This window comes from Streptomyces longisporoflavus, from assembly GCF_014649775.1.
Lineage (GTDB): Bacteria > Actinomycetota > Actinomycetes > Streptomycetales > Streptomycetaceae > Streptomyces > Streptomyces longisporoflavus.
The window spans coordinates 748,929-769,826 of record NZ_BMTR01000001.1 but is presented as its reverse complement, the minus strand read 5'-3'; the positions used below and the strand labels follow the sequence as shown (position 1 = coordinate 769,826).

The 20,898-nt window shown below is 70.4% G+C and carries 23 protein-coding genes; 3 read left to right on the top strand and 20 right to left on the bottom strand.

Going from position 1 to position 20,898, the window contains the following annotated elements; translation table 11 throughout:
- Positions 1-30 precede the first annotated feature (30 nt).
- From IE226_RS03570 to IE226_RS03545, 6 genes are all read right to left on the bottom strand, one after another.
- The gene (locus IE226_RS03570; protein WP_190079429.1) at positions 31-999 is read right to left on the bottom strand and encodes a threo-3-hydroxy-L-aspartate ammonia-lyase; all 969 of its coding nucleotides are present in this window, start codon (positions 997-999) and stop codon (positions 31-33) included.
- A 71-nt stretch (positions 1,000-1,070) separates the two neighbouring features.
- Positions 1,071-2,237, bottom strand: coding sequence for a DSD1 family PLP-dependent enzyme (locus tag IE226_RS03565; RefSeq protein ID WP_373306868.1), 1,167 nt, complete (start codon positions 2,235-2,237; stop codon positions 1,071-1,073).
- 74 nt (positions 2,238-2,311) lie between these two features.
- Positions 2,312-2,809: a RidA family protein gene (locus IE226_RS03560; protein ID WP_190079427.1), complete on the bottom strand. Its 498-nt coding sequence runs from the start codon at positions 2,807-2,809 to the stop codon at positions 2,312-2,314.
- Positions 2,796-3,554 carry a helix-turn-helix transcriptional regulator gene (locus IE226_RS03555; protein WP_229870379.1) on the bottom strand — a complete coding sequence of 253 codons (759 nt, stop codon included), beginning with the start codon at positions 3,552-3,554 and terminating at the stop codon, positions 2,796-2,798. The genes IE226_RS03560 and IE226_RS03555 overlap by 14 nt, the downstream gene beginning before the upstream one ends.
- A gap of 143 nt (positions 3,555-3,697) precedes the next feature.
- Complete coding sequence (locus IE226_RS03550) at positions 3,698-5,458, bottom strand: ankyrin repeat domain-containing protein (RefSeq protein WP_190079426.1); 1,761 nt, start codon at positions 5,456-5,458, stop codon at positions 3,698-3,700.
- A 94-nt stretch (positions 5,459-5,552) separates the two neighbouring features.
- Positions 5,553-6,311 carry a DUF1838 family protein gene (locus tag IE226_RS03545; protein ID WP_229870378.1) on the bottom strand — a complete coding sequence of 253 codons (759 nt, stop codon included), beginning with the start codon at positions 6,309-6,311 and terminating at the stop codon, positions 5,553-5,555.
- A 181-nt stretch (positions 6,312-6,492) separates the two neighbouring features.
- Here IE226_RS03545 and IE226_RS03540 point away from each other — a divergent pair, with 181 nt between their 5' ends.
- Together IE226_RS03540 and IE226_RS03535 are read left to right on the top strand one after the other, a co-directional pair.
- Positions 6,493-7,086 (top strand): TetR/AcrR family transcriptional regulator, encoded by a 594-nt coding sequence (locus IE226_RS03540; protein ID WP_190079425.1) that lies wholly within the window; start codon positions 6,493-6,495, stop codon positions 7,084-7,086.
- A complete protein-coding gene (locus tag IE226_RS03535; protein WP_190079424.1) occupies positions 7,083-7,976 on the top strand; it encodes an alpha/beta fold hydrolase in 894 nt (297 codons plus the stop codon). Before IE226_RS03540 ends, IE226_RS03535 begins: the two co-directional genes overlap by 4 nt.
- A 2-nt stretch (positions 7,977-7,978) precedes the next feature.
- Here the strand turns inward: IE226_RS03535 and IE226_RS03530 are convergent, their stop codons facing one another.
- Positions 7,979-8,251, bottom strand: coding sequence for a DUF3253 domain-containing protein (locus IE226_RS03530; RefSeq protein ID WP_190079423.1), 273 nt, complete (start codon positions 8,249-8,251; stop codon positions 7,979-7,981).
- A gap of 108 nt (positions 8,252-8,359) precedes the next feature.
- Between IE226_RS03530 and IE226_RS03525 the strand changes: the two genes are divergently transcribed.
- Positions 8,360-9,034, top strand: a complete 675-nt coding sequence (locus IE226_RS03525) for an HAD family hydrolase (protein WP_229870376.1) — start codon at positions 8,360-8,362, stop codon at positions 9,032-9,034.
- Positions 9,035-9,046: 12 nt separating this feature from the next.
- Here the strand turns inward: IE226_RS03525 and IE226_RS03520 are convergent, their stop codons facing one another.
- The 13 genes from IE226_RS03520 to IE226_RS03460 all read right to left on the bottom strand — a co-directional run bounded on the left by IE226_RS03520 (position 9,047) and on the right by IE226_RS03460 (position 20,898).
- Positions 9,047-9,928 (bottom strand): carbon-nitrogen hydrolase family protein, encoded by an 882-nt coding sequence (locus IE226_RS03520; RefSeq protein ID WP_190079422.1) that lies wholly within the window; start codon positions 9,926-9,928, stop codon positions 9,047-9,049.
- Between the two features lie 127 nt (positions 9,929-10,055).
- On the bottom strand, positions 10,056-11,027 hold the full coding sequence (locus IE226_RS03515; protein WP_190079421.1) for a PDR/VanB family oxidoreductase: 972 nt from the start codon (positions 11,025-11,027) through the stop codon (positions 10,056-10,058).
- Complete coding sequence (locus tag IE226_RS03510; protein WP_229870375.1) at positions 11,024-11,227, bottom strand: hypothetical protein; 204 nt, start codon at positions 11,225-11,227, stop codon at positions 11,024-11,026. Before IE226_RS03510 ends, IE226_RS03515 begins: the two co-directional genes overlap by 4 nt.
- Positions 11,224-12,291 (bottom strand): Rieske 2Fe-2S domain-containing protein, encoded by a 1,068-nt coding sequence (locus IE226_RS03505; protein ID WP_190079420.1) that lies wholly within the window; start codon positions 12,289-12,291, stop codon positions 11,224-11,226. The genes IE226_RS03510 and IE226_RS03505 overlap by 4 nt, the downstream gene beginning before the upstream one ends.
- 187 nt (positions 12,292-12,478) lie before the next feature.
- Positions 12,479-13,318, bottom strand: coding sequence for an IclR family transcriptional regulator (locus tag IE226_RS03500; RefSeq protein ID WP_190079419.1), 840 nt, complete (start codon positions 13,316-13,318; stop codon positions 12,479-12,481).
- 88 nt (positions 13,319-13,406) lie between these two features.
- A complete protein-coding gene (locus IE226_RS03495) occupies positions 13,407-14,168 on the bottom strand; it encodes an enoyl-CoA hydratase (RefSeq protein ID WP_190079418.1) in 762 nt (253 codons plus the stop codon).
- A gap of 308 nt (positions 14,169-14,476) precedes the next feature.
- Entirely contained in the window at positions 14,477-15,040 is a 564-nt protein-coding gene (locus IE226_RS03490; RefSeq protein ID WP_190079417.1) for a dihydrofolate reductase family protein, read from the bottom strand.
- An 85-nt stretch (positions 15,041-15,125) separates the two neighbouring features.
- Entirely contained in the window at positions 15,126-16,382 is a 1,257-nt protein-coding gene (locus tag IE226_RS03485) for a glycosyltransferase (RefSeq protein ID WP_190079416.1), read from the bottom strand.
- 158 nt (positions 16,383-16,540) lie between these two features.
- A complete protein-coding gene (locus IE226_RS03480) occupies positions 16,541-17,170 on the bottom strand; it encodes a GNAT family N-acetyltransferase (protein ID WP_190079415.1) in 630 nt (209 codons plus the stop codon).
- Between the two features lie 136 nt (positions 17,171-17,306).
- On the bottom strand, positions 17,307-17,807 hold the full coding sequence (locus tag IE226_RS03475; protein ID WP_190079414.1) for a DUF3291 domain-containing protein: 501 nt from the start codon (positions 17,805-17,807) through the stop codon (positions 17,307-17,309).
- A 32-nt stretch (positions 17,808-17,839) separates the two neighbouring features.
- The gene (locus IE226_RS03470; RefSeq protein ID WP_190079413.1) at positions 17,840-18,613 is read right to left on the bottom strand and encodes a helix-turn-helix transcriptional regulator; all 774 of its coding nucleotides are present in this window, start codon (positions 18,611-18,613) and stop codon (positions 17,840-17,842) included.
- A gap of 45 nt (positions 18,614-18,658) precedes the next feature.
- Positions 18,659-19,639: an SDR family NAD(P)-dependent oxidoreductase gene (locus IE226_RS03465; protein ID WP_190079412.1), complete on the bottom strand. Its 981-nt coding sequence runs from the start codon at positions 19,637-19,639 to the stop codon at positions 18,659-18,661.
- A gap of 74 nt (positions 19,640-19,713) precedes the next feature.
- Positions 19,714-20,898: a zinc-dependent alcohol dehydrogenase gene (locus IE226_RS03460; RefSeq protein ID WP_190079411.1), complete on the bottom strand. Its 1,185-nt coding sequence runs from the start codon at positions 20,896-20,898 to the stop codon at positions 19,714-19,716.

The window sequence follows — 20,898 nt, the reverse complement described above, 5'->3', positions numbered from 1 at the left end:
GGCGCTCTGATGGGCCGTCACCGGGGCCCGTCAGCCGTTGATGATGTCGGCGAACCGCCGGGTGTTGATGTTTCCTCCGGAGGCGATGATGCCGATGCGCCGTGGGCGGTCGTCGAGACGTCCGGCAAGGAGTGCGGCCAGAGCGGTTGCGCCGCTGGGTTCCAGGACGATTTTGAGGCGTTCGAAGGCGTAGCGCATGGCGTCTCGGATCTCGTCGTCGTCGACAAGGACAACGCCGTCCACCAGCCGACGGTTGATGGCGAAGGTGATGTCGCCGGGGGTGGAGATGGCCTGCCCGTCGGCGATGGTCCGCGGCACGGGGATGGTGACGCGCTCTCCCGTCTCCAGGGAGCGTTTGGTGTCGTCGCCGTCGGCGGGTTCGACACCGACCACGTTCATGCCGGGGTGCAGGGTCTTCGCGGCGATGGCGCTGCCCGCGATGAGGCCTCCTCCTCCGACGGGTGTCATCAGGGTGTCCAGTTCCCCGGTCTCCTCCAGGAGTTCGAGGGCCGCGGTGCCCTGGCCCGCGATGACGTGCGGGTGATCGTAGGGAGGGATGAGCGCGAGACCGCGTTCGGCGGCGAGTGCCTCGGCAAGCGCGGCGCGGTCCTGGGTGTAGCGGTCGTAGGTGACGATCTCAGCGCCGTACCCGGCGGTGGCCTCCCTCTTCGACTGGGGAGCGTCCTCGGGCATCAGGATGACGGCGCTGGTGCCCAGCTCACGGGCGGCCAGCGCGGTGGCCTGGGCGTGATTGCCCGAGGAGTAGGCGGCGATGCCCTTGGCCAGCTGTTCCGCGGGCAGCTGCGCGGCGGCGTTGTAAGCACCTCGGATTTTGAAGGCGCCGACTCGCTGGAAGTTCTCGCACTTGATGAACACCTCGGCGCCGACGCGGGCGTTGAGGGTGCGGGAGGTCAGGACGGGGGTGCGGTGGGCGATGCCCGATAGGCGTGCGGCGGCCGCACGGATGTCGTCGAAGGTCACGGGCAGGGTGGCAGTCATGCGGTGTCCTTACGTGGGTCGGGGCTGAAGGGGTGACGGTCGGGAGGGTGCGGAGTGGCGGTGACGGCTTGTCACCAGCCGTTGATGCGTGGCCACTTGGCCTGGACGGCGGGCGCGCCGCCCACAGGCTGACTGCTGTCGATGACGTGGTAGCCGCGGTGCTGGGCCGCGGTGGCGCAGGCGTGGTTGGGCAGAATGCGCAGCCGGGTGCCGACGGGCAGCTCGGGCAGGGTGGCGCCGTCGCGGGCGGTGAGGGTGCCGTGCTCCTGGCTGGCCGCGCTCATGACCAGGTCTGGGATCGGGTTGCCGGCGAGGTCGAGGACGAGGCCGTAGCCCTGGTCGCGGGGCTGGGCGGCGGTGCCGCGGTCGCGGGACATGGCCATCCAGCCGCCGTCGGTGAGGATCCAGCCGTACTCGGGACGATGGCCGATGACGGTGACGACGACCGACAGGGCGAGGTCTTCGAGTCGGCAGACACCCAGGCCGGCCATGACCAGGTCGAAGAAGACGTAGTTGCCGGCGCGCAGTTCCGTGACGCCGGTGAGGTCCTCGGCCGCGTGGGCGGTCGGAGTGGAGCCGACACTGACCGTGCCGACAGGCAGCCCGGCGGCGCGCAGCCGCCGCGCCGCGGCCACCGCACTGTCGCGTTCGTTCTCGGCCGCCAGGCGCTGGTCGTATGGAGTATGGGCGAAGTAGGACTCGCCCGCGTGGGTCAGTACGCCGTCGAGGCAGCCGGCTTCGTGCAGGATGCGGCCGATGTCGGTGAGTTCGGGGGCGCCGGGTTTGAGCCCGCCGCGGTGGCCGTCACAGTCGATCTCGATCTGCGCGGGGATGGCAAGGCCCGCTTCGCGGGCGGCGGCGGTGACGGAGACGGCCTGTTCGCGGCTGTCGAGCAGGACGCGCAGGGTGACGCCGCGGCGCAGCAGGGCGATGACGCGGGGCAGCTTGTGCGGGTCGATGCCGACCGCGTACGTGATGTCGGTGTAGCCGGCGTCCGCGAAGGCCTCGGCCTCGGCCAGCGTGGAGGTGGTGACGGGCATGGAGGTGCCACCGTGCATCAGGGCGGCGACGGCGAGGCTCTTGGCCGTCTTGACGTGAGGGCGCAGGGTGACCCCGAGCCGGTCGGCCCGGCTCGCCAGCCGTTCGATGTTGCGCAGCGACTTGTGCACGTCGACGACGGCGAACGGGGTGTCGGGATCGGCCAGTGTCGTCGCGCGGGCAGAGGGCGGGGTGGTGATCACGGGCAACATCCCTTTTCGAGCAGGGTTCAGCGGAGTTTCAGCCGGACGGGCCGCGGGCGCGTACGGGCTGTTCAGTCGAGGGCGGCGATGGCGTGGACTTCCACCGCGGCCCCGTAGTGCAGCTCCTGGACACCGGCGACGGCTCGCGCCGGCCTGTGCGCGCCGAGCCAGTCCGCGTACAGCCGGTCGAAGGCCGGCCAGTCGCCGATGCCGGTCACGTGGACGGTGACCGAAAGGAGCCGCTCGCGGCTGGTGCCGGCCGTGGCCAGGCAGGCGTCGAGGTTGCTGAGGACCTGTCGCGCCTGGACCTCGAAGGGCTCTTCGGCCAGCCGGGACCCGTCGGGCGACACGGGGAGCTGGCCGGAGATGTAGGCGACGCCTCGGTGGGTGGTGATGTGCGAGTAGTGGCCTGCGGGCGAGGTCAGTCGGGCGCTGTCGAGCGTGGTGATCGCGGTCCGGTCGGCTGTGCGGGGGCGGCGGTTGCCCGTGGTGTTCTGAACTGCGGCGTTCTCAACGGCGGTGTTCTCAGCCGCCGCGTTGTCGACCGCCGCGTTCTCAACCGCGGTCATCGTCGCGCCTTGCGTAGGTGTAGACGCTGGCTCGGGAGATGCCCAGGAGGTCGCCGATGGTCTGGGCGGCGTTGCGCGTGTCGAAGTAGCCGTCCTCGTGCAGGCGGCGTACGAGGTCCTTCTTCGCCTCGCGGGGCAGGGCCCGCGGGGTGGTGGAGCGCTCGGCGGCCGTGGTCTCGATGACTTCGCGCAGTTCCCGGCGGCTGCGGTCGCCCAGCCTTTCGAGCGGGGCGTCCCGGGTTTCGGGATCGGTGGCGATGAGGTTCGACAGGGTCAGCGTGATGGGCGAGAGCGTGGAGATGTCCAGGTTCAGACAGAGGGCGGCAATGTACTGCCCGGCGGCGTTCTTGATCCCGATCGAGGTGCTCTTGGCGGGGCGTCCGTCGGGGAACTGGTTGGCGTAGTTCTGGATGACGCTGGGGTAGTGCGGGTCCCTGATGCGGGCCAGGCCCAACTCTGTTGCGGACTCCCCCACCTGACGCCCCGACAGGTTGTTCTCGATGCAGCGGATGGCATGGTCCGGGTCGCGCAGATCGTGCAGCACGACCTCGCAGATGCCGGGGAACATACGGCCCAGCGCCTGCGCGATCTTCTCGGCTTCGGCCAGGAGATGCGCGTCTTCCGGCGACTCGGCCGCCGCAGGATCGAACGGTTTCGCGCCCGCGCCCGCATCCACGTCCTCCACCACGTCCATCTTCGCGTCCGGGCCCTTCCCGCCCGCCGGGTCCTTTCCGTCCGGCGTCATCGCCCGCCCCCGCTCAATGTGCTGCTCACTTCGGGTTCACTCCTTGCCTCCGGCTGCCGCCACACAGACGCGCCATCTACTTCTGGACAGATAATCTAGCCACATCTAGATTATCTGTCCAGACCCAGTCGGCAGCCCGGCCTTCAAGGACACCCCGCCCTATGCACGGGCAACCGCACCCAGCGGCGCGGCGCGCCGTGGTCCACCGCGTTCTGGGCGTCGTCCACGCGCAGACCGGCCGCCGCGCAGGCGTAGGCGAGGATGTGGGAATCGTGGGGAAAGCTGTGCTCCCGTTGCCAGAAGCGGAAGTGCCAATAGGCGGCCGGAGCCGGCTCGTCCGGCGTCAGACCGATCTCCTCGTGCACAGCGACTTCGCCGTCGCGGGCCAGCGTGCCGAACGTGCCGCCCTTGGGGTTGAAGTAGATGCCGTACGCGGCGGTGCCTGCCGACAGCGTCCGCAACACCGCGTCGTCGCTCGGCATGTACCCATCTTGTGTGATGACGCAGCCACCGGGCGCGCCGGAGACACCGACGACCCCCACATGGCGAAGGCATGCGTCGAAGTCCGACAGATCGAAGGGAGCGTGCTCGGCATCTGCCGTCGGGCACAGCGCCGGGTCGGCGCCCAGGCGCCGGATCACCTCTTCCTCGCTCAGCCCCCGTACGAAGCAGAGGCCGAGCCCTTCGGTATACACCTCGCGCTCGCCCATCGCCGCGGTGAGCGCGTCCGCCTCCCGGAAGGCAGCGACTTCCCCGGCGGGCAGTTCCACCGCGCCCGGCAGCTGCGCGACGAGCGGCGCCAGCGATGTGGTCAGCAGCAGCCGGCCCGGCGACCAGGGACCCGTCTGCGGTGTCCACACATCGGCGCCGGCGGCGATCAGCGCACGGACGCTGCCCTCGTCCACGTTGCAAGCGGCGTACCACAGCGGTGTGTGATCGTCGCCGTCGAAGGGGTCCGCCTCGGCGCCATGGGCCAGAAGCACCTGGACCGCTTCCGCCACCCCGCGCTCCGCCGCCCGGTGCAGCGCGGTCGGCCCCTGTGCCTCGACGCGGGCATCGGCGGGCGCCCCCGCTTCGAGCCTGGCCCGCAGCACCTCCGGGTTCCCCCAATCCCAGTAAGACACCCCCTTCCAGTCGGCCCGCGGTGCGTAGCGCAGCCGTTCCTCCTCCTGTATGCGCAGCATCTTGCGCTGGTGCCCCGTCAGTGGCGGAGCCAGGAAGTTCGGCGTTCCGCCGACTTCGAACGTCGCGAAGGATTCCGGCTGCTCCGCCGGGTCCGGTGGTTCGAGCCCCGGCCAGACCTCGAGCACCCGCGCCGACGCGGCGTGCAACGCGGCGAAGTCGACCGGCGTGCGAGTCTCCTGAATCCCCTCGTCCGGCCACTCCACGACCAGCTGCGCTTCGCCCGGCGGCAGGAGCTCCGCCAGATACAGATCGACATCGACCTTGAAGAGGGAGCGGCGGGGTTTATGCAGGCCGGGGTCAAGTGGGATCAGCCCGGAGGCCTGGTCCCGCATGACCGTGGTCTCTTCTCCGTCCGGCATGGTCCGACGCACCGCTCGTTGCGCGGTGGGGTCCAGTGTCGTCACCCGCCGGCCGTCGCAGGACAGCAGGCCGACCCTGAGCCCGGACTGCCGCCTTGCCTCCGCACTCGACCAGCGGGCCCTGCGGAAGACCGACAGATGCAAGGTCGCCGCGTTCGGCCACAGCGACCATCCGGTCATCACCACCCGGGCGTGCGCGCCGGCACCGGCCACCGCCAACTGCGGGTGCAGCACGGGTGCGAACCAGTCGACGGGCGGCTCGCTGCCCCCGGCGTCCGCTCCCGGCGGACTCAGCCACACCAACGCGGTCCGCTCGGCGGCCTGTTCCTCCGGCAACACCAGATCATCGAAGAATCCCATGCGCCGAGCGTGGCAGACGGGTCTGACATCGATGCCCCTCCGCGAACCGCGACGGTCACGACAGCCACGGCCCAAGGGGCGAAGTCCGTCCCCCCTACCGCGGCGGGTAGAGCTTGCGGAAGTATGTCCAGCTCGTTTCGTTCGGCTCGCTCCACTTCTCCGGGGCCCGGGCGAACTCCGGGTGATGGTCGGCGATGTAGGCGCGCGTGCGCTCGGGGACCTCGGCGTACGAGGCGAGTTTGCGGCCCCGGCAGTGAAAGGTGAGGCCGCCGGGCCGTTGGCCGCGTGCCATCCACGGGAGCCACGGGGACATCCGGGTCCACGACATGGTGGCGGGCACGCTGGGCGCCGGGCCGTCCAGATCGGCGCGGTCGGCGAAGAACTGGAAGAGTTCGAGGGCCTTGTACGTGTCTCCGGCGGAGTGCACGGGATAGTCGGCCACCGGCAGCGGCGAGGGGTAGGCCAACGGAATCTCCAGGCTGAAGCAGACCTGGCCGCCGAGGTCGGTCGTCGGGACCGGGAAGGGGCGCCACTTTTGGTTCGCCGGGTCGTTCCAGACGTGCACGACCGGCAGGTCCTTCCAGGTCTCCAGGATCTCGCGCGTCACGGGATCCAGATAGAAGGCGGCCTCGCGGGTGAGCAGTTGGTAGGCATCCGGGCCGGCCTCGGCATCCGGGACCAGGCGGGCGACGTTCACTCCTTCGAAGCCGAAGAGCCGCTGGTACGGCTCATCGGGGGCCCGGGAGTACACGTCGCCGGACCACCAGTACGTGACCTCCTCGCCGTCGAGCGAGGCGCGGGTGCGGGCCAGGGAGCGGAGCAGATCCGCGGGTGTCGGTGTCGTCATCGTCATGGGGAGTACTCTGCGCCACTCTTGCCCCGGCCGGGCGGGAGACGACTCGGCCTGGCGCAGAAGCGAGGGCCCCGGGGGTGGGAGCTCGCAGCCCCCAATTGACTTGCGCCTCCGGGGCCCGCACACGCAAACTAGGACCCCTAGGAAAAACCTAGGGCCCCTAGGCAGGCGGGAACGGCGTATGGCACGGGCTGGGTTGACCACGGAGCGGGTGACGATCGCGGGCGCGGATCTTGCGGACGAAGTCGGTCTGGAGCAGGTGACCATGTCACAGGTGGCGCGGCGGCTCGGAGTGAAGGACGCGAGCCTCTACACACACGTACGCGGCCTGGAAGACCTGCGGGGACGGATCGCGCTGCTGGCGGCGGGCGAGAAGACCCTGCGCATCGCGGAGGCGACCGTCGGACTGGCGGGCAAGGACGCGCTGGTCGCGTTCGCCACCGCGTGGAGGGAGTACGCCCACCAGCACCCGGGCCGCTACACGGCGACGCAGACCCCGATCGACATCGACCCCGAACTGGCCGCACACGCGCCGGGTCCACGGCGCGCGGTCGAGCTGACCTACGGGATGCTGCGCGGCTACGGACTCGCCGAGCCCGACCTGACCGACGCGGTGCGGCTGCTGCGCAGCACCTTCCACGGATTCGTCGCCCTGGAGGCCGCGGGCGGGTTCGCACACGCTCGTACGCCGCAACGCTCCTGGACCCGCGCCCTCGACGCCCTGCACACCCTCTTGGAGCACTGGCCCCCGCTCGACGAAGGAGAACCCTCATGACCACCCCGACCACCCCGACCACCCCGACCACCCCGACCACCCCGACCACCGGCAGCCTGCGTGTGCCCGGCGCGACCCTGCACTACCAAGTGCGCGGCGACGGCCCGCTCCTGCTCCTGATCCCCGGCGGGGCAGGCGGAGCAGCCGCGTTCGACAACGTCGCCGACGCTCTGGCCGCCGAGTACACCGTCGCCGCCTACGATCCCCGCGGCATCTCCCGCAGCATCCTGGACGATCCGGAGGCCGATCAGCAGGTGGCCGAGCACGCCGACGACGCCTTCCGACTCCTGCAACTGCTGTCGCCCGGCGAGCCCGCCAGGGTGTTCGGCACCAGCTCGGGCGCGATCACGGCCCTGCATCTGCTGACCGTCCACCCCGAAAGCGTCGAGCGCCTCGTGGCACACGAGCCGCCTGTGGTAGAGGTTTTGCCGGATGCGGCAGAGCACCGTGCGTTCCTCGCAACCGTGCGGGAGACGTTCCGTACGCAGGGGCTCATGCCGGCGATGGCAGCGTTCGCCGCGGGCCTGCAAAAGGCCGGCACTGCCGCGAACGGCGATGCCACCCCGCCCCGGCCCGCAGCCGAGATCGAACTGCCGCCCCAAGCAGCGGCACGGGCCGAGCAGACCATGGCCAACCTGCCGTACTTCCTCGGCCGCATCGTGCCCAGCTTCATGGGCTACGCCCCGGACATCCGCCGCCTGGAAGAGCTCGCGAACCAGCTCGTACTCGCCGGCGGCCAGGACTCGCACGGGGAACTCCCCTACCGCCCGGCCGCCTATCTGGCCAGGCAACTCGGGGCCGAACTCGTCCACTTCCCCGGCGGCCACACCGGCCTGACCACTCACCCCGGCCCGTTCGCGGAGCTCCTGCGCAAGACACTCCGCACCTGATCTCAGCGGGGGCGGCGGATACGGATCGGACCACGGGCTTTGGCCGGGTCGACGCGGCGGCCCGACTGGGTGACTTCCACCTTGCCGGCGGAGACCAGCCGCCCGGCCGCGCGCCGGGCCGGGTCCATCAGCTCACGCCAGCCGTCGTCGTCCCCGTCGTACGCCTCCCGCGCGGCGTCGGACGGGCAGATCGACGAGGCCGGGTCACGACGTTCGAGCAGATCCAGAATGGCTCGTTCCAAGCGCCGTTCCGTCTGCCGTTCGGTGTCCGTCACTTCTCCAGTGTCGCACCGGCGATCAAGGTAAGCAGGACAGGACATCAGCCTGCGCGGGTTGCGACGGGCCGGCTGTCAGCTGTCACAAGCAATGGAGGGGGACTTCGCATGAGCATGAGCATGGGTGGGGGCATGGGCACGAGCGAGACCGCGGCCTGCGTCATTCTCGACATCGGCGGCGTACTGGAGATGACGCCGCAGACGGGATGGGTACAACGGTGGGAAGCGCGGCTGGGGCTGCCACCGGGCACCGTCCATGAGCGGATGCGCGACGTGTGGCAGGCCGGGTGTGTCGGAAGCATCAGCGAGCGGGAGGTGCGCGATCAGGTGGCGGCCCGTTTGGACCTCGGCACCCCGCAGGTCGAAGCCTTCATGGCCGATCTCTGGGCGGAGTACCTGGGGACGCCGAACGAGGAGCTCATCGCTTATGTGCGAGGACTGCGCGGACGCTGCCGGCTGGGCATTCTGAGCAACAGCTTCGTCGGCGCCCGGGAGCGGGAGACGGCGCTGTATCAGTTCGACGAGCTCGTGGAGCAGATCGTCTACTCGCATGAGATCGGCATCGAGAAGCCCGACCCGCGTGCCTTCGAGAGCACATGCGCCCGCCTGTCCGTGCGCCCGCAGGACTGCCTGTTCGTCGATGATGTCGCGGTCAACGTCGAGGGGGCCAGGGCCGCGGGCATGCAGTCGCATCTGTTCGAGGACAACGCCGGGACCATCACGCGCGTCACAGCCCATCTCGCCGCCTGCGCCGTGGCCCCGGGACGGCCCCCGCTCGGATGATCTCGGCCCGCTCTACAAGCGGGCCCCGCGACGCCAGCGCTCGGGGTCGATCCGGCCCGCGTACAGGGGGAGTTCGAGCGGTGCCTGGTCGTCCGCGAACGGGTCCCATACCCGGGTCAGGCCAGCGGTCCCCTGCGCGCGCACCCGGCGCGCCTCCGCGAGGTCCAGCACGTCCGTCAGCACCTCTTCCGGCCCCGGCCCCGCCTCGACGCGCACATGCCCCTCGGGGTCCACGACGACACTGCGCCCGACGCCGTCCGGCGCCGCCGCGTTGAGGCTGGCCATGTACACCTGGTTGACGATCGCGTTGGCCTGCGCGAGCACGACTTCCTGGGCGCGGTCGACAGTGGGCGTGCGCACCAGGTTCAGTACGAGGTCGGCGCCCTGCCACGCCAGGTGTCGGGTGGTCTCGGGGAACCAGGCGTCGTAACAGATCGTCAGCCCCACCCGTCCGTAGTCCTCCATGTCGAAGACGACGAAGCTGCTGCCGGACGCGGTGGTCTCGAAGGGCCGCCACGGGAAGATCTTGCGGTACGCCGCGACCCGTTCGCCCGAGGGCGAGTAGACGGGGGCCGTGTTGTAGATCCGGCCGTCCGCACCCTCCTCGTAGACCGTGCCGGGCACCAGCCAGAGGCCCAGCTCGCGCGCGAGGGACGCCAGACGGGCGCCGCGGGGCCCGTCCAACGGCTCGGCCGCCGCAGTCATGACCGTCACCGGATCCTCGCCGGGCTGGTGACCGCACAAGTGCAGTTCCGGATACGCGAGGAGCCGAACATCGGGATGCGCCTCGCTGACGCGTCGTACGTCCGCGGCGAACGCGTCCAGGCCGTCGGCGGCGGCATGATGTCGCGCGGCCGTCTGGACCAGGCCGATCGGCAACGGGATCGTCGTCATGGCAGGGGGCAGCCTTCCGCGCAGGGTGGTGTCCGGGGGGCGTGGGCGTGAACGAGCCAATCAGTGTGTCCCCCGCGGGACAAGATGCCCTCCCCCAGTGGCAACCACAGGAAAACCCAGGAGCGAGTCACAGGTCCAGTACGAGGCGCGGGCCCGCCGCGCGCGAGACGCAGATGAACATCGTGTCGTTGCAGGCCTGCTCGGCAGGGGTGAGGAGGGAGTCCCGGTGGTCCACGCGGCCGTCGAGGACCGCGGTCTCGCACGTGCCGCAGGTGCCCTCCTGGCATGAGGACAGGACTGATACGCCGGCCTCTTCGAGGCTTTGGAGGACGGTTTTGTCCGGCGGGACGGTCACCGTGATGCCGGCACGGGAGAGCTCCACCTCGAAGCCGGCCGAGGGGGCGTCGTCCGCTCTCTCCTTCGGCCTGAAGCGCTCGATGTGCAGCGTGCCCTGCGGCCAGGAGGCGCACCGCTGCTCCACCGCGTCGAGCAGAGGCCCGGGACCGCAGCAGTAGACGAGGGTGTCGGCGGCAGGTCCGGCGAGCAGCTCGTCCAGGTCGAGGAGGCCGGTCTCGTCCTGGGGGCGCAGGTCCACCCGGCGCGGATGGTCCCTGGTCAGCTGCTCGGCGAAGGCCATGCCGGCGCGGCTGCGCGCGCCGTACACCAGCCGCCAGTCGGCGCCCTGCCGGTCGGCGGCGGCGATCATCGGCAGGATCGGCGTGATGCCGATGCCGCCCGCGATGAACAGATAGCGCGGGGAGGCAGCCAGCCGGAAGTGGTTGCGGGGGCTGCTCACCCGGACCGTGTCGCCCTCGGCCAGCGTGTGGTGCGCGTGCCGGGAGCCGCCCCTGCTCTCCGGCTCGCGCAGCACGGCCACCTGGAAGCGGGAGGTGTCGGCCGGGTCCCCGCACAGGGAGTACTGGCGTACCAGGCCGGGGCCCAGCATGAGGTCGATGTGGGCGCCCGGGCTCCACGCGGGCAGGCGCTCGCCGCGCGGGTGGGCCAGGGTGAGCCGGACGACGCCCTCGGCGAGGGGCTCCTTGTGGACCAGGGTCAGGTCGAGTTCGTCCCCGGTAGGGGGTGGGCTGGTGAGGTTCAAGGTGTGACGCTCTCTTTCCGGGCCGGGGCGGGGCGGTGGTCGTCGGGGTGGCCGAGGAGCCAGTCCCACAGCTCCACCGGGTCCTCGAACTCTTGTTGCGCACCGCAGTGGCAGACGGCCAGCAACCGGTCGGTGCCGAGCACCCAGTGGATGCGGTAGACGTCCTCGCCGGAGAGGACGGGCGGGTGCAGTGGGTTCACCGGGGCACCGCCGGGTCGTCCTGCGGAGCGGTGCTCTGCCGGGCCATGCGGACGAGAATGCGGCGGGCGGCGAGTCCGCCCGTGTCGATGTTGATGCTCAGTTCCTGGTAACCGTCCTGTTCGGTGTCCAGGGACTTCTGCAGCACGTTGAGGGCCACCACGTCCTGCATGACCACCGTGTGATTGTTGTCGTGCAGGAAGTCGGTGACGTCCTGGTCGTCGAGGGCGAAGTCGCGGGCCACGGCCCAGAAGTCGTACGTGGTCTTCTGCGTCGACGGGGTGATGCCGTAGACGACCTCGACGTGGAAGGCGTGCGGGTCGCTGCCGTCCGGGTTCGGCCCGGGCGCCCCGGCGGGGGCGATGCGCGAGTGGAGCAGGTAGAGACACGGTGCGTGGTACTCGATGTCCTGCCAGCGGCTGATGCGGCCCTCGATGCCCGTGGACTTGGCGTAGAACGGCGGGCATTCCGCGTCGTCCATGTGGCGGCTGACGTGGACGATGCCGGCCGTGTCGTCGACCTCGGTGGTGATGGGCGTCGCGGCCACCTCCGGTGTGCCGATGTAGCCGCCGTGCAGGTACGTCTCGTGCGACAGGTCCAGGAGGTTGTCGACGAGCAGGCCGTAGTCGCCGTCGATCGGCTCCATGCCCGAGACCACGGTGTACCGGGGCGAGTCCATCCACGGGGCACGGGGCGGCAGGGTGTCGCCGGGCTCGCGGTCGCCGATCCATACCCACACGAAGGAGTCCTGCTCGATCACCGGGTACGTTTTCAGGCGCGCCGTGCGCGGGATGCGTTGTTGGCCGGGTACGAAGACGCAGCTGCCGTCGGTGTCGTAGGTGAAACCGTGGTAGCCGCACACCACGCGGTCTCCGTCCAGCCGGGTCGGCGGTTGCGACAGCGGGAAGCGCCGGTGCACGCAGCGCTCGGCCATCGCCACCGCCCTGCCGTCCTGCGTGCGGTACAGCAGGATCGGCTCGCCGAGGACGGTGCGTCCAAGGAGCTCGCGCCCGACCTCGCGGCCGTAGGCGGCGACGTACCACTGATCGCGTACGAAAGCAGTCATGACTCTTCCCTTCGGAGTGGGACGGTACGGCGGGGTACGGCGGACCATGGTGGGCTCGGCGCCCCCGGGTCGCCAGGGGGCTTTCCGGATGCCGGGAAACATCCGCGTGCCGGGAGACATCCACGTGATACCGCGGCGTGGCACGGCGCGGCCCACAACTACGGCGTGGACATGGCGCGTCGCGCACCTACGGCGTCGTCATGGCGCGTGAGATGGCCCTGGCGCTCGTGCAGACGAGCCGGGCGAGGCCGTGTGCGGAGGCGGTGCCATGGCGGACCACCAGGGACACCGAGGCGATCACCGTGGCATCGCGGAAGACCGGCGCGGCGACCGACAGAGCATCCGTCGTGACCTGGCGGTCGCTGACCGCATAGCCGTTGGTCCGCACGTCGGCCAGCATGCGCCGCAGGGCACGCGGGTCGGTCACCGTGTCGGGCGTGAACCGCTCCAGGGGGCCCGCGAGGGCCTGGTTCTGCACTTCGGCAGGGGCGTGCGCGAGCAGTACGAGGCCCACGCCGGTGGCCGTGAGGGCGAACCGCCCGCCCACGCGGGTGAGTACGGGCACGGCGCCGGACCCCGCGATGCGCTCCACGAAGACAACCTCCGTGCCCTCGCGTACCGCGAGCTGCACGTTTTCTCGGGTGACCTGCGAGAGGTCCTCCAGGAACGGCAGCGCCCGCTCGCGCAGGCCCTGTCCGCGCGGAGCCAGAGAAGCGACTTCCCACAGGCGCAGGCCGACGCGGTAGCACCCCTTGTCGTCGCGCTCCAGCGCTCCCCAGGCGATGAGTTCGCCGAGCATCCGGTGCACGGTCGACACCGGCAGGCCGGACCGCCGCGACAGCTCGCTCAACGTCATTTCAGGGCACTTCGCGCTGAACGCACCAAGGATCTGCAGGGCACGGCCCAGTACGGGCCCGGTACCCGCCGCGGAGCCGCTGCGGCGCTCCTTCGGGGCGCCTTTCCCGTCGGCCGCCGCTGTCGGCGTCCCGCCGGTCTGCTGCGGCCCATGTGCGAGCGGATCCTCCAAGGCGCCCTCACCCGATTCCCGACTTGTGACGGTCAGTGTGCAAGACGGCCGCGGTTACGTCGAGATGCCGGCACCCATCCTGCGGGGCTCAACCTCGGGGCTTCTTGCGAAGCTCGCGCAGGCGTTGAGCGGTGCCCGGCAGGGCGAGTGACCAGAGCTGGTCCCGCGTTTCCTCTTCCACCACTTGGTCGTGGCTCCGTCCGTCGCCCGCGCTCCGCAGTGTCTGTTTGGTGCGGCGCAGCAGTTCTGGTTCGACGGCGCCGGCTGCGGAGGCGAGGGCGCGGGCCGCGGGGAGCAGCTCCGTGTCGGGGACGCACCGGTGGGCCAGGCCGGCGGTGACGGCCGCCGCGCCGTCCAGGCGTTCGCCGAAGAGGACCATGGCGGCGGCTGTCTGCGGGCCGACCAGGCGGTGCAGCATCCAGGTGTGGCCGCCGCCGGGGTGCAGGCCGAGCTTGAGGAAACGCGTGTCGAACCACGCCGATTCCGCGGCCAGGCGTACGTCGCAGGCCAGCGCGAGGTTGAGGCCGGCGCCGACCGCCGGGCCGTTGACGGCGGCGATGGTGGGCAGGGGTGTGCGTGCTACGCGCAGGAACGACTCGTAGACGGTCTCTACGCCCGAGGTGTCACCCTCGGATGCCGCCGTGAGGTCCGTGAGGTCGGCCCCGGCGCAGAAGGCGGTGCCCGCCCCGGTCAGGACGACCGAGGTGACGGCGGCGTCGGCTTCCAACTCGTCGAACGCGGAGAGGAGTTCGCCGACGAGCGGGCCGGACAGGATGTTGCGGCGCTCCGGATCGTCGAGCGTGAGCACGGCCGTGCCCTGCTCCCGTTCGACCCTCAGCAGGCGGCTCATGCGGTGCCGCCCCGGGCCGCGGAGGACGCGTCGTCGGCGCACCGGGCGACCATGCCTCTCGGGGAGGTGTTGCCCACATGGGGCGGGGCAAGGCTCGGCATGATCTCCAGCCTCTCGGAGCATTCGAAGTCGGCTGTCCCGCGCCGGGTGCGGAGAGGGCTCCCCCGTACCTGCGCCGGACACATGATGGGCTACAGCCTTCATGCCACCACGACAAAGATCAACGGTTGTGCCGCAGGACTTCACCGTTCGCGACGAGCGGCGCGGAGGCGGCCGGTGCCGAAGGGGGGAGGTGGTGATCGTGTCGGCTAGCGCGCCACGCGGTAGCGCAGGTAGACGAATTGGGAGTTGAAGGTGCGGGTCTCGGTGAGTTCGAGATCCACCCGGCGCTCGCTCCGGGGGAAGAACGGAATGCCGCCGCCCACCAGCACGGGGTAGACCATGACCTGGTACTCGTCGATCAGCCCCGCCGCGGCCGCCCCCGCGGCGAGCGTCGCGCCGCCGATCGCGATGTCGCCCTCCTCCGGCTCGGCGCGCAACCGCTCGATCTCCTCCGCCAGGCCGCCGGAGACCAGACGGGCGTTGCCCCGCACCTCCGACAGCGTGGTGGAGAAGACCACCTTGGGCAGCGGATTCCACAGCCCGGCCCACTCACGCGCGGCGTCGTCGAGGGAAGGATCCTGATCGGCGGTCTCCCAGTACAGCATCGTCTCGTAGAGCCGTCGTCCCAGCAGATGCACGCCCACCTCCCGGATCTCGTCGATCCAGAAGCGGAAGACCTCCGCGTCGGGCTCCGTCCACTCGAAGCCGCCGTCCGGTCCGACGATGTAGCCGTCCAGCGAGACGCTCATCGAATAGGTCACTTTGCGCATCCGGAGTCCTCCTCGGTCACGGGATTCGACAGTACGACCGCCGAGCGCATCGGTCGGTCGGTTAGCCGGACAGTCAGTCGGACACTCAGTTGAATCTCTTCTTCACCGCGTCCTTGACGACGTAGGCCGTGCCGATCACGGAGCCCCTGGTCTGGTGCAGGACAGTTCGCAGAGAGCGGCTCGATCCATGACGGCTCGTCAGTTGCGCGCAGGTGTCGGCGAAACGGTCTGCGATGACCGCCGGCTCGTAGCGCGCCGAGGACTTTCGCGCCGATTCAGCCATACGCCCGCGGAGCTCGTCCCTGTTGATGAGATCCAGCAGCTTGCGGGCGAGGGCCTCCTCGTCACCCATGGGCACGAGGAAGCCGTCGACCCCATCGGAGATGATCTCCCTCGGTCCCAGTGGGCAGTCGGTGGAGACGACGGGCACACCGCATCGCATCGCTTCGACGATGGTCATGCCGAACGACTCGTGATCGGAGGCGCTGGCGGCAAGCCCCGCTTTGAGCCACTCGGGTTCCAGGGGAGAGACCGCGCCCATGAGGAAAGCATGGTCTTCCATGCCCAAATCCTCGATGAGCCCCCGGAGTTTCATCCCGTGACCGCTCGCGACGCCCGGGCCGAAGATACGCAGGTCCCAGTCGGGACGCACGGCGCGGACGGCGGCGAACGCCCGGATGAGGAGGTCGTAGCGTTTGGTCGGGACGAGCCGTCCCGCGGCGACCACCACTTTCTCCCTGCCGCCCGGCAGTGCGTCCAGCGGTGCCGGAACGGGATTGGGGAAGGCCTCGACGCGCACCCCCGGCAACCTCATACGCCTGCGATAGGTGTCCGCGTCCGCCGAGGTCGTCGTCGTCAGCATGTCCAGCCGCGGATACAGCCGGCGCAGCGTGAGCCGCAAGGGCCGCGAGTGGTTGTGGAACGTCAGGTGTTCCTGCCCGACGCGCAGCGGGCCCCGCCTGGCCTGCAGACAGATGTGCGCGTTCAAGCCCGGTCTCGTACCCACGACGACGTCACAGGTCAGGTCGCTCAGGTGCTGCGCGATCCGCAGGTCGGTCAGCCTGCTGTAGTACGGATACTGCGTCTCGTGCCGGGGGAAGACACGAGCGGGTCTTCGGGCTTCGGGCAGGTCTCCCTCGTATCCCGGTGTGTCCTTCCTGAGGTCCACCAGGTGGCGCAGCCGGATGAGCGGGTTGACGGGGAACACCGGCGTATCCCTGTGCCGGTAGACCGACATGATCTCCACGTCATGTTGCTCGGCGAGGGCGTTGGCGAGGTTGATGGTGGTGCGGATCGTGCCGCCGAAGCCGAAGGAATTGTGGATCAGGAATGAGATGTGCAAGGTGCCGTAGCTCCAGTAGCCGGAGTCGATGCGGGTTCGCCGGGCCGGGCCCCGATTCAGCAGCAGAACAAATCGGGACTATCCGTCACTTCAACGACAGAGGCTATTGAAGGTTGCGAGCCGGGGGTACGGGCTCACTCCGCCCGATCGGCACGCGGTCACGCGCGTGGGAGGCCCTGGGCCATCCGCTGTTCGAGTGCGGCCCGGCAGTCCGGCCATTCCGCCGCGGTGATCGAGAAGATCGCGGAGTCGCGGAGCAGACCGTCCTCGCCCGCTGCCCGCGAGCGGGACCAGTTCCGCAGGACGCCTTCGAAGCGGGCCCCCACACCTTCGATCGCGGCCCGGCAACGGCTGTTGCGCGCGTCCGTCTTCAGGTCGAGGCGCGCCACACCCCAGTTCTCGAACGCGTGCCTGAACAGCAAGTACTTGGCTTCGGTGTTCGTCCCTGTGCCCTGGGCCGACGCGGCAAGCCAGGTATAGCCGACTTCGATCGCACAGAGGGCGTCTCCGGTCGGCCACAGTCGCGGGTCACAGTAGGAGGTCGCGCCGACCACCCGCCCTGACATGCGGTCCACCTGCGCGTACGGAGCCAGCAACCCGGCTGCGGCGCGCCCGAGTTGGGTCTCGATGTACCCCTCGACCTCGGCCGCCGTGGGCACCCAGGTGAATCCGTAGGAGCTGCGGTCCTCCTCGGCCGCGGCGGCCAGGCCCTGCGCATGGTGGTGAGCCAGTGGTTCCAGGCGCACGCGCGTGCCCTCCAGAACCGGCCCCTCGAGCATGAAAGCCATTGATCGCCACTCCGTTGTCAGTACCGAATTGCTCACGCGCCATTACGGGCCCGCGAGGCGGGCCCGCATCGCAGGGTTCCAAAGCCGTCGCCCGATGTCGCTCGAATTACGTGCCGTCACGGCAGCCGACGTCGTATCACGTCAACTGCGCGGCCTCCAGGTGCCCGGCGGCCTCGGCCTCAGCTGCGGTGTAGGAGGAGGTGAAAGTGAAGGCGCGCGGGGACGGCCCGTGGCTCTGCAGGTCGGCGAGCCGCTCCAGGGCCTCGCCGACCGTCGGGAGGTGGCCGGCGGGGACCCACCAGAGCACCATGTGCGCCTTGACGTGCCGCTCGAACCACTCGCGGCGCCGGCGCATGACTTCCAGGTGCCCGCTGCGGTAGGTGAAGTCCCACAGGGCCTCCTGTGTCTCCCATACCGACAGGTTGACGATGACGTCCTCGCCCGCCGGGCGCAGGGCGGTGGCGTCGTCCGCTCCCTCCTCCACGAGCCGCCACACGAAGCCGGGTGCGCCGTCGGCGGAGGCGTTGACCGGGTCGAGCAGTTCGACGAACGGGGCGATGCGCGGGTCGTCGAGGGGGTGGAGGAGCGTGGCGATGTTGAGCTCGGCCAGGTGGGCGCCATGCGCGGATGCGGTCATGGCCTCATCCCAGCACGGGCCGGTTTTCTATGTCAATGGTCATTGTTTTTAGAAGTCTCGAGCACCACGCAGCACTCCCCCGGCCGGGCGTCCATGCGGGCACGGACCGGACCGTCCGCTCCGAGCAGCCCCTCCAGCAGCGCCAGGTTCATGCCGCACACCAGCGGCGGGAAACGCTCGGCCACGGCGTGGAAGGGGCAGTTGCGCATGCGGACCACGGGGGCCGCCGCTCCGGCCGTCTGCTCTGCGTCGGCCTGTACGTCCGCGCCTGCGCCTGCTGCATGGTCTTCGGCGCGCGCGACCCCGGCGTCCTCGGCCCGCGGAGCCCCGCCGTCACCGGCGCCCTCCAGATGCGGTTCATAACCGCGCCCGGCCAGCACCTCCATGGCCTCTTCGAGGCTGCCGCAGGGCGCCGTCGCCCCGCGCAGCGCCTCGCCCCTGCGGCGCGCTGCCGCACAGAGCCCGGCGTCGAGACCGGCCTGTTCGGCGGCCTCGGCGAGGAGTTCGGCGGCGGTGCGGTAGTCGCGGGCTGGCAGGGACACCGACCGCTCGACCTGCGCCCGGGTGTACACCTTGGCGGGGCGGCCCGCCCCCGGCCCCGAGCGACCCGTCAGGCGGCGGCTGCCGCTCTCGAGCAGCCCGGCTTCCGTCAGCTTGTCCAGATGGTGTGCGGCGAGATTGCGCGCCACCCCGGACGCCTCGGCGGCTTCGTTGCGGCCGACTTCGCGGCCATGGGCCGCCACGTACTCGTACAGGCGGCGGCGCACCGGATCTTGCAGCACCGCGATCGCGTCGATGTCCTTCACCCGGTCATTCTAGGAACAACACGGGTTGGAGATAGAAGACCGGGGTCAGGAATCCCGCTGGTTATAGGCGTCGGCGGCCTGCTCGTTCAGGGCGCTGCCCCACGACTGGAAGCGGCCGCTCACCGCTCCCTCGGGCGGATCGACTTCGGCGCCGCGGCGCCGGCTCGGGCGTCCTGCGGGCGCCTGCGGGAGCAAGCGCGCCACCACGCCGTTCAGGCGTGTCGTCACCGCGGGCGCCACGCCGTGCGCCAGATCGGCCGCCCGCGCCAGCGGTGTCAGGACCAGCCGGGCACGGCGCCCGGCCACGGCCTTGACGATGCGTTCCGCGGCGCGCTGGGCGTTCATCGAGATCAGGGGCGCGCCCGCCGCCGCGGAGAACCAGCCGAACTCCTTGCCGCGCGCGCCGCCGAACTCGGCCTGCAGATGCGACCCAGTGCGCATCAGGCCGGGATAGACCGCGGTGACGCTGACTCCGCTCGCGGCGGCTTCGGCGTGCAGCCCCTCCGCCAGGACGCCCGCCGCCGCCTTGGCTCCGGCGTAGGGCAGCAGATGAGGCACGCCCATGAGGCCGCCCACCGAGGAGATCACGCCGAGGCGGCCTCCCGGCTCGCTGTCCTTGAGGTACGGAAGTGCCTCGAGGCAGGTGTGCACGGCACCCATGTACATGGTCTCCATCGCATCCCTGAACTCCCTCGCGCCGATGGCCTCCACCGGTGCGACCTGGATGATGCCGGCGTTGGCGATGACGATGTCGGGGCCGCCGCAGGTGTCGTGGGCGGTCCGGAACATGGCATGCACCGCCTCCTGGTCGCGTACGTCGCAGACGCAGGTGTGGACGGCGGTGCCGGGGTGTCGGTGCAGCAGCTTCTTCTGGGCCGAGGCGAGTTCATCGGCGTCCCTGGCCGCGATGGTCACCGTGCAGCCGCGGGCGGCGAGTCGGTCGGCCAGGAGCAGGCCGAGGCCCCTCGATCCTCCGGTGACGAGCGCGCTCTGCCCGGCCAGGGACTTGTCTGTGGTCTGTGCCATGAGCGTCTGGCGCTCCTTCCTCGCATACCGCGACGCCCTGCCTGCGGCGGCGCCACGCGATTCGGTCGGCGGGCTCAGGGCCTGAGCAGCGTCTTGATCATGCCGTCTTCCTTGTCCTGGAACATCTGGTAGGCCTTGGGCCCGTCTTCCAGCGGCATGTGATGGGTGGCGAAGGCGTCGACGCCCAGCGGGTCCTCGTCGGTCAGGAGCGGCAGGATGTCGTCCACCCAGCGCCGGACGTTGGCCTGTCCCATGCGCAGTTGGATCTGCTTGTCGAACATGGTCAGGAGCGGCATCGGGTCGACCGCGCCGCCGTACACGCCGGAGATGGAGATCGTGCCCCCGCGCCGGACGATGTCGATGGCCGCGTAGAGGGCGTCGAGGCGGTCGACGCCGAAACGCCCCATCACCTTCTCGGCCACGGCGTCGGGCAGCAGCCCCACGCCCCACTGGGCGGCCTTGGCCAGCGGCGCGCCGTGCGCCTCCATGCCCACCGCGTCGATGACCGCGTCGGTGCCGCGCCCGTCGGTCAGGTCACGGATCGCGTCGCCGATGTCCTTGCCGTAACGGCGCAGGTCGAAGGCCTTGACGCCGTCGGCGTGGGCGCGGCTGAGACGTTCCGGTACGAGGTCCACTCCCACCACGAGGCTCGCGCCGCGGTGGCGGGCGATGCGGGCGGACATGGCACCGATCGGGCCGAGGCCCAGGACGGTCACTGTGCCGCCGGGCGGGATGTCGGCGTACTCCACCGCCTGCCAGGCCGTGGGCAGCACGTCGGAGAGGAAGACGAACCGGTCGTCGGGCGGGCCGTCGGGCACCTTGATGGGCAGCGTGTTGCCGAAGGGGACACGCAGCAGTTCGGCCTGGCCGCCGGGGACCTGGCCGTAGAGCTTGGTGTAGCCGAACAGCGAGGCGCCCGTACCGCGCTCCTTGACCTGGGTGGTCTCACACTGCGAGTGCAGACCCCGGTCGCACATGTAGCAGTTTCCGCAGGACACGTTGAACGGCACGACCACCCGGTCACCGGCCGACAGCGCGGTGACCTCGGAGCCGACCTCCTCGACGATTCCCATCGGCTCGTGCCCCAGGATGTCGCCGGGATCGAGGTAGGGCCCGAGCACTTCGTACAGATGCAGGTCGGAGCCGCAGACGCCGGTGGACGTCACGCGCACGATGACATCGGTCGGCGCTTTGATCACCGGGTCGGGAACGGTCTCTACGCGGACGTCACGCTTGCCTTGCCAGGTCAGTGCTCGCAT

What these genes read in the sequence shown, in the direction of transcription:
- IE226_RS03570 (WP_190079429.1), bottom strand. Translation starts at nt 999, where the DNA reads ATGACTGCCACCCTGCCCGTGACCTTCGACGACATCCGTGCGGCCGCC.
- IE226_RS03560 (WP_190079427.1), bottom strand. Translation starts at nt 2,809, where the DNA reads ATGACCGCGGTTGAGAACGCGGCGGTCGACAACGCGGCGGCTGAGAAC.
- IE226_RS03555 (WP_229870379.1), bottom strand. Translation starts at nt 3,554, where the DNA reads ATGACGCCGGACGGAAAGGACCCGGCGGGCGGGAAGGGCCCGGACGCG.
- IE226_RS03550 (WP_190079426.1), bottom strand. Translation starts at nt 5,458, where the DNA reads ATGGGATTCTTCGATGATCTGGTGTTGCCGGAGGAACAGGCCGCCGAG.
- IE226_RS03545 (WP_229870378.1), bottom strand. Translation starts at nt 6,311, where the DNA reads ATGACGATGACGACACCGACACCCGCGGATCTGCTCCGCTCCCTGGCC.
- IE226_RS03540 (WP_190079425.1), top strand. Translation starts at nt 6,493, where the DNA reads ATGGCACGGGCTGGGTTGACCACGGAGCGGGTGACGATCGCGGGCGCG.
- IE226_RS03535 (WP_190079424.1), top strand. Translation starts at nt 7,083, where the DNA reads ATGACCACCCCGACCACCCCGACCACCCCGACCACCCCGACCACCCCG.
- IE226_RS03525 (WP_229870376.1), top strand. Translation starts at nt 8,360, where the DNA reads ATGAGCATGAGCATGGGTGGGGGCATGGGCACGAGCGAGACCGCGGCC.
- IE226_RS03520 (WP_190079422.1), bottom strand. Translation starts at nt 9,928, where the DNA reads ATGACGACGATCCCGTTGCCGATCGGCCTGGTCCAGACGGCCGCGCGA.
- IE226_RS03505 (WP_190079420.1), bottom strand. Translation starts at nt 12,291, where the DNA reads ATGACTGCTTTCGTACGCGATCAGTGGTACGTCGCCGCCTACGGCCGC.
- IE226_RS03495 (WP_190079418.1), bottom strand. Translation starts at nt 14,168, where the DNA reads ATGAGCCGCCTGCTGAGGGTCGAACGGGAGCAGGGCACGGCCGTGCTC.
- IE226_RS03490 (WP_190079417.1), bottom strand. Translation starts at nt 15,040, where the DNA reads ATGCGCAAAGTGACCTATTCGATGAGCGTCTCGCTGGACGGCTACATC.
- IE226_RS03480 (WP_190079415.1), bottom strand. Translation starts at nt 17,170, where the DNA reads ATGGCTTTCATGCTCGAGGGGCCGGTTCTGGAGGGCACGCGCGTGCGC.
- IE226_RS03475 (WP_190079414.1), bottom strand. Translation starts at nt 17,807, where the DNA reads ATGACCGCATCCGCGCATGGCGCCCACCTGGCCGAGCTCAACATCGCC.
- IE226_RS03465 (WP_190079412.1), bottom strand. Translation starts at nt 19,639, where the DNA reads ATGGCACAGACCACAGACAAGTCCCTGGCCGGGCAGAGCGCGCTCGTC.
- IE226_RS03460 (WP_190079411.1), bottom strand. Translation starts at nt 20,898, where the DNA reads ATGCGAGCACTGACCTGGCAAGGCAAGCGTGACGTCCGCGTAGAGACC.